Source organism: Micromonospora sp. NBRC 107095, assembly GCF_030269705.1.
Lineage (GTDB): Bacteria > Actinomycetota > Actinomycetes > Mycobacteriales > Micromonosporaceae > Micromonospora > Micromonospora parva.
In genome coordinates, this window is sequence record NZ_BSTU01000001.1 from 2,388,795 (window position 1) to 2,402,002 (window position 13,208).

A 13,208-nucleotide genomic window follows, 5' to 3' on the forward strand; every position below is an offset into this window, starting at 1 on the left:
GGCTATGCCGGGGTGGACGCGGTGAGGGTCTCGGCCGGTGCCAGCTCCCGGCGGGCGGCGGCCAGGAACGCCTCGGCGTACGACTCGGCCGGGAAGTCACCCAGGTAGCGGCGGCGGGTGGCCCAGCGGGCCTCGGCCAGCGGGTCGGTGTCCAGCAGCGCGGTCAGCACGTCGTCCACGTTGGACATGTCCCGGCGCAGCACGTAACCGGACCCGGCCAACGGGAAGCGCTCCACGAACCGCTCGCCCTCGTCGCCCATGTCGGTGACCGCGTACGGCTTTCCGGAGTAGAGGAAGTCGGAGATCACGCCGGACACGTCGGAGACCAGCGCGTCGGAGGAGTTGACGCACTCGGTGAGGCTCAGCTCCCGAGCCGCCGCGCCGACCACGTGCTGACGGCCGGTGCGCGCCCGGTCGACGACGAGCAGTTCGGTGAGGCGGCCCAGCTGGCGGGCCGACGCCGGGTTCTGCGCGGTGTACGGGTGGGCCCGCAGGATCACCGTCGCGCCGCGCTCCAACAGCCGCTGCAGCAGCCTCTCCGCCACCGGCAGCGAGCAGTAGTCGGCGTCGGCATGGTGCCCGGTCCAGGTCGGGGTGTACAGCACCGTGGGGTGCGCCAATCCTCGCGCCGGCTCCGCGCGTACCTCGATCGACTCGACCTGTGGGCGACCCACCACCACGAACTTGTCCGCCGGGATCTGCACCCCGGCGCGGGCGTACCTGTCGATCGCCGCCTGCCCGGCCACGAAGATCCGGTCGAAGATGCCCGAGACCGGGTTGGCGCTCGGCGCCTTGTCGCTGTCGCCGTGGTGCAGCTGGACGTGGGTGAGCTGGGTGAAGCGGACGCAGTGGCTGTTCTTCGCCCCGTGGTTGACGTAGAACGCCACCCGCAGGCTCGGCACCAGCGCCTCGTCCATCGCGCCCAGGGTGGGGCAGTAGACGACCGGCGCGTCGGTTGCCGCCGCGATCGGGGCCAGGAACTCCGGTTCGCGCAGCACGACCAGGAACGGCCGGCCGATCCGTTCCAGGTACGGCAGCCACATGGTGACCTGGTATTCCGACCCGGGGGGTGCGGAGAAGTAGAGCAGGAACTCCGGGCGGTGGCGGCGCAGCGCGGCGGCCACCGGCCCGCCACCGGCCCGTGGCCGGAACCGTCGCCGGGCCAGGTCCAGTGCGACAGCACCGGCGCCCGCCCCGACCAGCAGGCTGGCGGCCAGCGCCACCCCGGCCGGCAGGGCAAGCGCGGCGGCGAGCGCCAGGGCGGCGAGCAGCCCGAGCAGCGCCGTGCCGAGCTGGTCGGCGATCAGCGGCGTCCAGGCGCGTACCGGCAGGTTGGCCGTCCGGATCTCCAGACTGCCGGCGGTGCGCAGCGGACCCACCAGCAGCACCAGCCCCAACAGGACCAGCCCGGTGACGACCAGTGCGAGGTTGAGCCCGTCGTCCAGCCGCCGGGCGTAGCCGACCAGGATCGCCGCGGCGATCAACGTGGTCTCCGCCACCAGGTCGGCGCCGGGCCGGATCCGCTGCTCGGCGGCCGTGGCGGCCAGCGCGGCGACGGCCAGTGCCAGCCCCCAACCGGTGGCACCGGTGAGTGCCAGCACGACAAAGGCCAGCACGGCCAACCCGATGGTCAGGCACCGGGCGGCCAGCTTTCGGACCAGGTCGCCGCGCATGTCGCTCCGTTCGTGGTTCCGCCGCCGCCGGCGTCAGTTCGCGGACGTGGCGCCGGCCGGTGCCTTCAGAGAACCCGACCCGGCCTGGACCGGCACGTTCGGCGTGGGCCCGTCACCGGGTGCCCGGCGTACGTCGATGACCTGACCGGTCAGGTCGGAGATCAGCACGTCCAGCGACGACTGGGCGACGGCCTCGGCGGCGAGCAGGGTGTGCTCCGGCTCCTCGCCGAAGGCCCGGGTCCGCATCGGGGTGGCGGTGCGCTCCGGGTTGATGCAGTTGACCCGGACGCCCACGTCGGCCCACTCGTCGGCGAGCGCCTGGGTGAGGTTGACCAGGGCGGCCTTGGTGGCCGAGTAGAGCGCGTAGCGGGCCCTGCCCCGGGTGTAGGAGCTGGAGGTGTAGAGCAGCAGCTGACCCTTGGTCTGCTGGAGGTAGGGAAGGGACTGCCGGGCGATGGTCACCGGGCCGACGAAGTTGACCTGGAGCACCCGGTCCATCGTCTCCTCGTCCATCTCGGCGAGGGCGCCCCGCTCCAGGATCCCGGCGGTGACCACCACGTGGTCGATCCGGCCGGTGGCCTCGAAGGCGGTCGTCAGCGCGGCCTCGACGTCCTCGGCGCGCTCGACGTGGGTGCCGGTGGTGGAGCGGCTGAACGGGAAGACCTGCGCGCCGTAGCGGCGGGCCAGCTCGGCCAGCTCGTGACCGATGCCGTAGCTGCCGCCGAACACCACGATGGTGCGGCCGGTCAGCTCCTCGGCGTAGCTGCGGTGGTCGGTGAGCCGGGGTGCCTGCGCGGCGGCGAGCTGGAAGAGCTTGTCCGCCAGGTGCACGTCGACCGGGTGGGTGACCTTGATGTTCTCGTCGGAACCGTCGATCACCTTGATCGGGGTGCCGGGCAGGTAGCGCAGCACCACGCCGCAGTCGTCGGTGGCGGCGAAGTCCGGGTCACCCTCGGCGATCCGGTACGCCTCGCGGATGGTGGGGGAGCGGAACGCCTGCGGGGTCTGGCCACGGCGCAGGCGGGAGCGCGTCGGGATGTCGGTGATGCAGTCGTTGTCGTCGACCTGGATGATCGTGTCCGCGGAGGGGATGGCCACGTCCACGGCGGCGTAGCTCCAGAGCGCGTTGACGCACTCGCGCACGATCCGGCCACTGACCAGCGGACGCACCGCGTCGTGGAAGAGGATGTTGCAGTCCTGGGGGCCGACCGCGTCCAGCGCGATCCGGGTGGTGGCGTTGCGGGTGTCACCGCCCTCGATCACCTTGGTGACCTTGCGCAGGCCGGCCTTCTCGACGATCTGCCGGGCGTCCTCGACGTGGCCGGTGGCCATCAGCACGATGATCTCGTCGATCTCCGGTGCCGCCTCGAAGACCGCGAGGGTGTGCTCGATGATCGGCTTACCGGCGATCTTCAGCAGCTGCTTCGGGATGCCGAGGCCCAGCCGGGTCCCGGTGCCTCCGGCGAGAACCACCGCCACTGTCCGTGAGGGGCGCCACGGCGTCGGGTTCTCCGCTTCGGCGTCCGGGCCAGTGGTCTGGTCCTGCGTCATTGCCGGATCCTCACTCTCAGGGATGCGTTAACGGAAGGTTCCGCCCGAGCGGCGACGGAATGAACCTTAACGCGCGGACCGCGCCGCCCCAACGCGGGCGACGCGGTCCTCGGGGTGCCGTGTCGATGCCGGACGTTCGCGGAACTCTACTTGCTGTTCGCGTACGCCTCGTATGCCCGGATGACCTCGTCGGTGGGGCCGTCCATCCGGATGACGCCCGACTCCAGCCAGATCGTCCGTTCGCAGGTGTCCCGTACGGAGGAGAGCTGGTGGCTGACCAGGAACACCGTTCCCGCCCCTTCGCGCAGCTCCCGTACCCGCTGCTCGCTGCGCTTGCGGAAGCCCTTGTCGCCGGTGGCGAGCGCCTCGTCGATGAGCAGCACGTCGTGCTTCTTGGCGGCGGCGATGGAGAACCGCAGCCGGGCCGCCATGCCGGACGAGTACGTCCGCATCGGCAGGCTGGCGAAGTCACCCCGCTCGTTGATCCCGGAGAAGTCGATGATCCCCGCGGCCTGCTTGGCCACGTCATCGGGATGCATGCCCATGGCCAGGCAGCCGAGCACGACGTTGCGCTCCCCGGAGAGGTCGTTGAGCAGGGCGGCGTTGACGCCCAGCAGCGACGGCTGCCCCTGGGTGTGGATGGCGCCCCGGTTGACCGGCAGCAGGCCGGCGATGGCCCGCAGGATGGTGGACTTGCCGGAGCCGTTGCTGCCGATCAGCCCGATCGCCTCGCCCCGGTACGCGGTGAAGGAGACACCCTTGACCGCGTGCACCTCCCGGACGTTCGGCGCGTGGGTGCGCTTGACCAGCCGGCGCAGCGCGGCCACCGGCGTGGTGCCACCTGAAGCACCCTGGTGCACCCGGTAGATGATGTGCGCGTCGTCCACGACCACCGTCGGGATGCGCTCCTGCGTCCGGGTCATCGTCGCGCTCGCCTCGGTGTGGGCGTCGAAGTGCTCAACCACGGCCGTACTCCTGTTCGCCGCGCCAGAAGTAGATGAAACCGCCGATGCCGGCCACCAGCGCCCAACCGGCGCCGACCAGCCAGAGCTGGGTCAGCGACTCGTTGAGCAGCGGTGCCTCCTCGAGCAGCGCGTACCGGGCCAGCTCGATGTAGACCAGCAGGGGGTTGAACTGCACCAGCGTCGTCGCCCAGCCGGGCAGCCGCTCGAAGAGGCTGACGCTGTAGAGGACGCCGGAGCCGTACATCCAGGTCCGCATGATGAACGGCATGACCTGCTTCAGGTCGCTGGACTTGGAGCCCAGCCGGGCCACCAGCAGCACCACGCCGGCGTTGAACACCGCCTGCAGCAGCAGGGCCGGCACCAACAGCAGCCACTCCCAGGTGAGCGGTTCGCCGGTGGCCAGCACGATGCCGACGAGCACCACCATCGAGGCCAGCAGTTGCTGGAACTGGGTGATCGTGGTGGACAGCGGCAGGCTGGCCCGGGGGAAGTGCAGGGCCCGGATCAGCCCCAGGTTGCTGCTGATCGACTGGGTGCCGGCCAGGACGGCGCTCTGGGTGAAGTTGAAGATGAACAGCCCGGTGGTCAGGTACGCGATGAAGTTCGGGATCTCGTTCTGTGCCAGCACCACCCCGAAGATCAGGTAGTAGACCGCCGCGTTGGTCAGCGGGGTGAGCACCTGCCAGAGCTGACCCAGCTTGGCGTTGCTGTACGAGGCGACGAGCTTGGCATTGGCGTACGCGGCGATGAAGTGCCGGTAGGCCCACAGTCGGCGGCTGTACTCGACGAGGCTGGGGCGCTCACCGGCGACCCGTAGCCCGTGCCGAGCGGCCAGCTGCGCCTGGGTCAGGCCCGTGTCGGGGTCGACCAGCGCGGTGGTGGCCATGGAAATGGCGCTCCGATCTTTCGTGCAGACGGGGGTTGCTCGCGACGATCGCATCCTAGTGGGAAATTTGCGCGGGGCGCCGCCTCGTCGCTGCCAGGACAGTAGTCCGAAACACGTCGGGACGCAACCGTACCGTCGTTGCGCTACGCTATGCGGCGTGACCTGCAATAAGAGCCCTCGATGACCACCGAGAAGAGGCGGGCACCGGCCGGCGCGGCGGTGCTGCGCGACGAAATCACCACGGCGATCCGCCGCGCGTTGATGCAGGAGCTCGCCGCCGTCGGCTACGGCCGGCTCTCCATCGAGGCGGTGGCCCGCCGGGCCGGCGTCAGCAAGACGGCGATCTACCGACGGTGGAGCTCGAAGCTCGACCTGGTGCTGGAGATCGTCGCCGCCGCGGCCCACGGCAAGCTCCCCGCGCTGGACACCGGCACGCTGCGCGGTGACCTCGCGCTGCTGTTCCAGGCGGTGGCGCACGCGCTGCGGCACCCACTGGCATCGCAGATCATCCCGGACCTACTGGCCGAGGCCGCCCGCAACCCCACCATCGACGCGACCCTGCGTCAGGTCCTGCACACCCGGCAACAGGAGATCGGCGGTCGCCTGGTCACCCGGGCCGTGCAGCGTGGCGAGCTGCCCGCCGACACCGACCTGGATGCCGCCGTCGACCTCATCGTGGGGCCGCTCTACTGGCGGCTCGCCATCGCCCGGCTCCCGCTCACCGACGGCTACCTCGACAGCCTGGTCGAGTCCGTGGCGGCCGGGCTCGGCGCCGACGGCGTTCTGCCCCGCCCCCGGGTGGCCCCGAGATCGGATTGACCAGCACCCCGACACCCGGTCGCCGGCAGCAGCGGTCGCTCTGCCCGATTCCGCTACGCTGCCCCCTTGACACCCGGCCATCACCGTGCCGAGGCCCCTCATCCGTCTGACGAGTAAGGACGCCCGTGGCCAACGTCGACAGCATCGCCGTAGCGCCCGCCGAACCGGATCCGACGCCCCGGAGCGGGCAGGCACCCCGACCGTCCCACCCTCGAGGGCTGTCCCGGGTAGGCGCGCTGGTGGCCCACGCCCCGGCGGTGCTCACCGATGGCGCCGTGATCGCGTTCGCCCTCTTCACAGTGCTCTACCACCTGGCCTTCCTGGGCGACCTGCGTCCGTCGGTGACCTTCCGGATCTGGCTGGTGGCCTGTGTGGTGCTCGCGGTGGTGGCCGTGCTGCGCGCCCGCCGCCGCGCCGGCGCCCGGACCGACAGCGCCCCGACCGGCAGCGCCCCGGCGGTTCCGGAGGAGCCCGGCGGCACGCGGCCCGCCACCGACCGTCGCCTGCTGATCGGCGTTCTGGTCGCCGCCGTGGTGGCCGCCGTCTCCGCCGGCGCGGCCGGTACCAGCATCGACCTCACCTGGTGGATTCCGGCCGTCGCCGGGCTGCTCGCGGCCGTCGGCGGGCTCCTGCTGGTACGCCAGGCGTGGCTGCGCGGCCCGGTGCTCACCCCGGCCGCCCCGACGCCCACCGCGGCGCAGTCGGCGTACGCGCTGGTCGTCTCGGTACTGGTTGGCATCTCCTCGTTCTTCATGGCCCGCAACACCCCCGACGACGTCTACTACGTCGGCAAGTCGGTGTGGATCGCCGAGCGTGACCTGATTCCGCTCAACGATTTCCTCTTCTCCGAGAACGTGCTGCCGGCCATGGGCTCGCAGCCGCCCATCCCGTCGATCGAGGTCTTCGACGGCGCGTTCGCCAACGTCGTCGGCATCCACGCCAGTTCGGCCCTCTGGTACGTGCTGCTGCCGATCATGGCGGTGCTCGCCGCGCTGGCGTTGTGGCGGTTGACGCACCGGTGGGCCCCGCGCCGCGCGTTGCTCGCCTTCACCGTGGCGATCGCGTACCTGTACCTCGTCGCCGGTGACGACGCCGCACTGGGCACGTTCCACCTGCTGCGGCTGCACGAGGGCAAGGGCATGTTCGTCTCGGCGGTCATCCCGCTGATGTGGCTCTACCTCACCGAGTGGTTCGACACCCGGTCGCGGCGCAGCCTGGTGCTCATCGTGGCGCTCTCGATCACCGCGATCGGGCTCACCAACACCGCGGCGATCATCCTGCCGATGCTCGTCGGCGCCGCCGGCTTCGCCATGCTGCTGGTCGGCCGCTGGAAGGCTGCCGTCGTGGCGGCGGTCGCCGCCCTCGCGTACCCGATCGGCTCGCTGGTGGTCTCCCGCCTGGTGCTCGGCGGGATGACCGCGACCGGCGCGGACGACGCCTTCTTCGACGCGGCGTACACCTACCGGCGGACCCTGCTGTTCGGCGTGGTCGGGGTCATCAGCGGTCTCGCGCTGTGGTGCGGCGCGTTGCTCGCCCGCCGCCGTACGCCCGCGCTGCTCGCCGCCGGTGCCGCACTGGCGTTGAGCGTGTTGTTCGTGCCCGGCGTGCTGGAGGTGCTCAGCGCGTTGAGCGGCATCTCGGTGGTGTTGTGGCGGGTGCCGTGGCTGCTCGCCCTGCCGACGCTGATCGGGCTGCTGTGCACCGTGCGTGTGCCGGCACCGAGCCGGGCGCTGCGCCGGGCCGCGTCCGGTGGGATCGCGGTGCTGCTGGTCGCCTCGTTCGCGCTGTTCGCCACCCCGATGTGGTCGTCGAAGAGCTGGGTCGAGGTGCACCCCCGCCCCACCTGGAAGCTCCCGCAGCAGCGTCAGGCGATCGCGTTCTGGATCAAGGGTCTGGACCGCCCGGAGGGCCTGCTGCTCGCCCCGAAGACGATCATGCGTACGACGCCGATCGTCACCAGCGAGGTCCGGGTCGTCCTGCCCCGTGACTTCTACCTCGTCGAATACGACCTCAACTCCCAGTTCGCCAAGGACCGACTGTTGCTGTCCGACTTCGCCGACGGCACCGCCAGCCCGACGCCGGCCGAGCTGACGCCGGCACTGGACCGCCTGGACGTGGGCACCATCTGCGTCTACAACGGCAACCGGTACGCCCGCGACACCGCCCCGCAGCTGGGCTACCAGGAGTTCGCCAAGCGCCCGAAGCCCGGCGCGGTGACCTGCTTCCGGCGGGCCGGCTGACCGCTGCGCCCATCCCACGCGCCCGACCCCGTGCGGGGGTCGGGCGCGTCCCGGGCCGGAATTTTGCCCGAAATGATGCCGGATACCCGAGCGACACCGAGCTGTCCGCTCGCGTTAAGGTCGCAGTCACACGCAGCCGGCCGCGACTGAGCCACTGCGCGACGGGGGAGTGACGTCGGTCCATCACGGGCACCGCCCGCAACGAAATCTCGTAGGGAGCGAACTCGCTTGTTCGGCACGTTGACAGGACGCCTCGGAGTGGCCGCCCAGAGTGCGCTACTGGTACTGGCCTACCTGGTCATGCTCGTCGGTGGCGTATTCGGCTGGGTCGGCCTGTTCGCCGTCGCCGGGTTGGCCGCCATCATCGGCGAGTTCGCCGTCGCCCGCTGGTCACCGCCGTCGCAGCTGCTGTTGGAGAAGGTCGGCCTGCACTGGTCGTACCGACAGCTGACCCGGGACCTCGCCGCCGTGCTGCTGGTCGCCGCCGAGGTGCGGCTCAGCGGCGGCGAACTGACCCTGCTGCTCGTACTGCCGGCCGCGGTGTGGGTCGTGTCGGTCTTCGCCGGCGCGTTCTCCACCATGATCGAGCGTCGTAACCCGATCTCCGCCATGGTGCGCAACATCGAGCTGGGTCCACTGTCCAGCGCGCCCACGCCGCCCGCCTGGGCGGCGGCGGTCGCCGGTGACCGGATGCCACTGCTCAACCTGCTGCTGGTGCCGGCCGGTGTGGCCGCCGCGGTGCAACACGACCCGACGCCGTTCTTCGTGGCCGGTGCGGTGGCGGTCGTGGCGACCGGTCTGGTGGGCGCCATCGTCGCGCTGACCTGGCTGCGGGGTCGGGGCTCGGGGCAGGGTCCGCTGCTGCCGGCGGTCCAGCGGTGGCTGGACAACTACCGGCCGGAGGTGGCGCTCTACTTCGCCGGCCCGGCCAAGGACGTCTACCAGGCGAACATGTGGCTCGCCCCGACCGAGGCGCTCCAGCAGCGCGCGGTGGTGCTGATGCGCAGCCGGGAGGCGTTCCTGGAGCTGGCCGACACCCGGCTGCCGGTGATCTGCGTACCGGCCGGTGTCGACTTCATGAACCTCGACCTCGGCGGCGTCCGCGCGGCGCTCTACGCCGCCAACGTCGGCGCGAACATCCACATGCTCCGCGAGCCGGGTACGAAGCACGTCTTCGTCGGGCACGGCGACAGCGACAAGCAGGCCAGCGTCAACCCCTACAGCAAGGTGTACGACGAGGTCTGGGTCGCCGGTCTGGCCGGTCGGGAACGGTACGCGCGAGCCGGTGTGGGGGTCCTCGACTCGGACATCGTCGAGATCGGCCGGCCGCAGCTCGCCGGGGTGCACACCTTCGGCGCCGAGTCGGTGGACCGGCCGTTCACGGTGCTCTACGCGCCCACCTGGGAGGGCTGGCTCGACGACGACCCGTACCACACCTCGCTGGTGCTGATGGGTGAGCGGATCGTCAAGGGGCTGCTGGCCACGAACCCACGGCTGCGCCTGATCTACAAGCCGCACCCGCTCACCGGGTCGCGGTCCAAGGCGGCCAGGGCGGTGCACGAGCGGATCGTCGCCGCGATCCGCGCTGCCGGGGGCGACCCCGACGCGTCGTCGTTGGACGGCACCGCGCACCTGGTGGTCACCGGCCGCACGCCGGCGCTGTTCGACTGCTTCAACCAGACCGACCTGCTGATCAGCGACGTGTCCAGTGTGGTGTCCGACTTCGTGCAGAGCCAGCGGCCGTACGTGGTGGCCAACCCGGCTGGCCTGTCGGAGGACGACTTCCGCCGCGAGTACCCGACGGCTCGGGCCGCGTACCTGCTCTCCAAGGACTGCGGTGAGCTGGAAAAGATCGTGACGGTCACCCGGGCCGGTGACGACCCGATGACCGAGGCCCGCCGGGAGCTGAAGACCTACCTGCTCGGCCCCGCCGAGGCGAACCCGATGGACCGCTTCCAGCAGGAGATCGACCGGCTCTGTCAGTGAGCTGCCGTCCCTACGGCAACGCGCGCCCGGCCCGACACTGTCGGGTCGGGCGCGTTCGCGTCAGGCCACGTTCGGGTCCGGCCATGTTCGGGGGCCGACCCGCGTTCGGGTCAGCCCAGCAGGGCGGCCACCGCGTCGGGGACCGGAAGGTCCACCGGCAGCGCCCGCGCCGCCACCACCGCGGTGACCGGCAGTGAGCCGTACAGGTGCGGGAAGAGCTGACCGCCGCGCGACGGCTCCCACCGCAGCGCGTCGCCCAGTCGCTCCTCCTCGACGCTGAGCAGGGTCAACCCGGTCGCACCGGCGAAGTGTCGCCGTGCCGTCTCCACCACCTGGTCGCCGGCGGAAAGGTGGATGAAACCGTCCTGCCGGTCCACGGCGGAGCCGGCGAAGGCGCCGACGGCGAGCGCATCGTCCCATTCCGCGCTCGACAGCAGTTTGTAGATCACCACAGCAGCGTACGGGGCGACCGTCGGCGCGCTCGCCCGGTTTTCGCCGGTACCGCCGCGCCCGTCGCCTCCCGCCGGGCATGCTCAGGTCAGAGGCCGCGGAGGGATGGGCGATGCAGAGCTACGACGATGACTGGACCGACAGCCAGCGGGCACTGTACGACGAGTGCTACCGGGCCGGCGGCGAGTGGGCCGAGGACCCGGACACTCCGTCCGACGACGTACAGCACGTGATCAACCTGGCCGAGGCGGACGACGACGCCTTCGGTGACGCCGAGATCGACTACCCGCCGCTGGTCGACGCGGTCACCCAGGCCAGCGGGGTCACCGTCACCAGCGTGCCGGCCAGCCACGAGGACCCCGGTTTCCGCGGGTTCACCGACGGCGTCCGGGACGCCACCGCCGAGGACGTCTTCGGCCTTTAGGGCGTCAGCCCACCCGACGCGGGCGGGCGGCCTCCCGGTCTGCGCGCGCTTCTGCCACCATTCGCAGGACAGCGCTGCGACGGACGGGGGCACGGGTGCGAATCCTGCTGGTGGAGGACGACCGCCGGGTGGCCGCTGCGCTGTCCTCCGCCCTCACCCGCCGGGGGTACGAGGTCGAGCACGCGGCCACCGTCGCCGCCGCCCTCTCCGCCGCCCCGTGCGACCTGGTGCTGCTCGACCTGACCCTGCCCGACGGGGACGGCACCGACCTGTGCCGGGAGTTGCGTCGGCGCAGCAGTCAACTCGGCATCATCGCGGTGACCGCCCGGGGTGAGGAACGTGACCGGGTGCTGGGTCTGCGCCTCGGCGCGGACGACTACGTGGTGAAGCCGTTCTCGATGGTGGAGTTGCAGGCCCGGATCGAGGCGGTGCTGCGCCGCGCCGCGAACGCCGCGCCCGAGCGGCACCTCATCGAGGCCGGTCCGGTCCGCATCGACGTGGCCGCGCGGACGGTCACCGTCGACGGGCGGGTCGTCACGTTGACCCGCAAGGAGTTCGACGTGCTGCTCTCGCTGGCCCGCCAGCCCGGGGTGGCGGTGCCCCGCGACCGGATCCTGCTCGACGCCTGGGGCACCACCTGGGCCGACCGGCACACCGTCGAGGTGCACGTCGGGTCGCTGCGCGGCAAGCTCGGCGACGCCCGCCTGGTGGAGACCGTGCGCGGCGTCGGTTACCGGCTGCGCGACGCGTGAGGAGCTGACGTGCGTCGCCGCCTGGTGATCAGCTATCTGCTGCTGATGGTCCTCGTCCTCATCGCGTTGGAGACCCCGCTGGCGGCCACCATGGCCAGCCGGGAGACCGAACGGGTCCGTGCCGACCGGCTCGCCGACGCCACCCGGTTCGCCTCGCTGGCCGGGCCGGCGTTGCGCGACGGCGGGCCCGGCCCGATCGAGTCGGAGCTGACCAGCTACGACGACCTGTACTCGATCAGCGCGGCGATCGTCGACCGGGACCGGAACACCCCGGTCTCGTCGCCCCGGTGGCAGCCCACCCCGGGGACCGCCACGGTGCTGGACGTCGCGCTGTCCGGGCAGCAGACCAGCGCCCCCGAGTCGGTCTGGCCCTGGACGACCGACCCGGTGGTGGTGGCGGTACCGATCAACGACGGCGGTGAGGTGCTCGGCGCGGTGGTGATCGTGACCCCGGCCGGCCCGATCCGCCGAGCTGTCGTCGCGTGGTGGCTGCTGCTCGCGCTGGCCGGCCTGCTCGCCGTGCTGGCCTGTGTGCTCACCGCGTTCGGGCTGGCCGGTTGGGTGCTGCGCCCGGTCACCGAACTGGACGCGGTCACGCACGAGATCGCCGAAGGCGACCGGGGCGCCCGGGTGCAGCACCGACTGGGGCCGCCGGAGCTGCGCCGCCTCGCGGCCAGCTTCAACCACATGGCCGACGTGGTCTCCGACGTGATGGACCGGCAGCGCGCCTTCGTCGCGCACGCCAGCCACCAACTGCGCAACCCGCTCACCGCGCTGCGGCTGCGGGTGGAGGAGTTGGGGCCCAGCCTCACCGACGAGGACGGTCGGTCCGAGCACCAGTTGGCCCTGGAGGAGACCGACCGGCTCGCGTTGGTGCTCGACGCGCTGCTCACCCTCGCCAGGGCCGAACGGGAGGAGAACGAGCGGGTCACCGTGGACGCCGCCGCGGTGGCCGCCTCCCGGGTGGCTGCGTGGGCGCCGCTGGCCCGGCACCGGTCGGTCGCGTTGCGGCTGGCCACCACCGACGCCCCGGCGTACGCCCAGACCGTGCCGACCGCCGTCGACCAGGCGTTGGACGCGCTCATCGACAACGCGGTGAAGTTCAGCGGGGCGGGTGGGGCGGTGACGGTGACGGTGGCCCGCCGCGACGGCGGGGTGGCGCTGGAGGTTCGCGACTCCGGCCCCGGCATGACGGAGAGTCAGCTCGGCCAGGCGACCGAGCGGTTCTGGCGGGCCCCGGACGCGCAGAACGTGGACGGCGCGGGGCTGGGCCTGACCATCGCGGCAGTGCTGGTCGACGCGTCCGACGGGCGGCTCACCATGCGCCCGGGGGAGTCGCGGGGGCTGGTCGCCGCCCTGTGGTTCCCGGCGCCGGTCCTCATTGTGGAGCCGGCGGAGGACGAACCGGCGCAGGAGGAACCGGCCACCGACCTGCGGCCCAGCCCGGCGCGCTGAGCCCGGC

At 71.8% G+C, this 13,208-nt stretch carries 11 protein-coding genes; 6 read left to right on the plus strand and 5 right to left on the minus strand.

The annotated features are described in order from the left end of the window. Positions 1-2 precede the first annotated feature (2 nt). From QSK15_RS11120 to QSK15_RS11135, 4 genes are all read right to left on the minus strand, one after another. Positions 3-1,673, minus strand: coding sequence for a CDP-glycerol glycerophosphotransferase family protein (locus tag QSK15_RS11120; RefSeq protein ID WP_285794087.1), 1,671 nt, complete (start codon positions 1,671-1,673; stop codon positions 3-5). Between the two features lie 33 nt (positions 1,674-1,706). Next, entirely contained in the window at positions 1,707-3,224 is a 1,518-nt protein-coding gene (locus QSK15_RS11125) for a bifunctional cytidylyltransferase/SDR family oxidoreductase (protein ID WP_285794088.1), read from the minus strand. A gap of 146 nt (positions 3,225-3,370) precedes the next feature. After that, entirely contained in the window at positions 3,371-4,147 is a 777-nt protein-coding gene (locus tag QSK15_RS11130; protein ID WP_124778207.1) for an ABC transporter ATP-binding protein, read from the minus strand. Positions 4,148-4,181: 34 nt separating this feature from the next. Beyond that, positions 4,182-5,075 carry an ABC transporter permease gene (locus QSK15_RS11135; RefSeq protein WP_285794089.1) on the minus strand — a complete coding sequence of 298 codons (894 nt, stop codon included), beginning with the start codon at positions 5,073-5,075 and terminating at the stop codon, positions 4,182-4,184. A 180-nt stretch (positions 5,076-5,255) separates the two neighbouring features. On the opposite strand from QSK15_RS11135, the gene QSK15_RS11140 reads away from it, so the two are divergent. The 3 genes from QSK15_RS11140 to QSK15_RS11150 all read left to right on the plus strand — a co-directional run bounded on the left by QSK15_RS11140 (position 5,256) and on the right by QSK15_RS11150 (position 10,120). Next, complete coding sequence (locus QSK15_RS11140; RefSeq protein WP_285794090.1) at positions 5,256-5,894, plus strand: TetR/AcrR family transcriptional regulator; 639 nt, start codon at positions 5,256-5,258, stop codon at positions 5,892-5,894. Between the two features lie 125 nt (positions 5,895-6,019). Continuing rightward, positions 6,020-8,134 carry a DUF6077 domain-containing protein gene (locus QSK15_RS11145; RefSeq protein ID WP_285794091.1) on the plus strand — a complete coding sequence of 705 codons (2,115 nt, stop codon included), beginning with the start codon at positions 6,020-6,022 and terminating at the stop codon, positions 8,132-8,134. A 228-nt stretch (positions 8,135-8,362) separates the two neighbouring features. Then, positions 8,363-10,120: a CDP-glycerol glycerophosphotransferase family protein gene (locus QSK15_RS11150; protein ID WP_285794092.1), complete on the plus strand. Its 1,758-nt coding sequence runs from the start codon at positions 8,363-8,365 to the stop codon at positions 10,118-10,120. Positions 10,121-10,230: 110 nt separating this feature from the next. Here the strand turns inward: QSK15_RS11150 and QSK15_RS11155 are convergent, their stop codons facing one another. Next, the gene (locus tag QSK15_RS11155) at positions 10,231-10,569 is read right to left on the minus strand and encodes a DUF952 domain-containing protein (RefSeq protein ID WP_285794093.1); all 339 of its coding nucleotides are present in this window, start codon (positions 10,567-10,569) and stop codon (positions 10,231-10,233) included. A gap of 113 nt (positions 10,570-10,682) precedes the next feature. Here QSK15_RS11155 and QSK15_RS11160 point away from each other — a divergent pair, with 113 nt between their 5' ends. The 3 genes from QSK15_RS11160 (at position 10,683) to QSK15_RS11170 (ending at position 13,201) form a co-directional block, all read left to right on the plus strand. Further along, a complete protein-coding gene (locus QSK15_RS11160; protein WP_285794094.1) occupies positions 10,683-10,994 on the plus strand; it encodes a hypothetical protein in 312 nt (103 codons plus the stop codon). A 95-nt stretch (positions 10,995-11,089) separates the two neighbouring features. Further along, positions 11,090-11,746, plus strand: a complete 657-nt coding sequence (locus tag QSK15_RS11165) for a response regulator transcription factor (protein ID WP_030335802.1) — start codon at positions 11,090-11,092, stop codon at positions 11,744-11,746. 9 nt (positions 11,747-11,755) lie between these two features. Next, entirely contained in the window at positions 11,756-13,201 is a 1,446-nt protein-coding gene (locus tag QSK15_RS11170; RefSeq protein WP_285794095.1) for a sensor histidine kinase, read from the plus strand. Positions 13,202-13,208 lie beyond the last annotated feature (7 nt).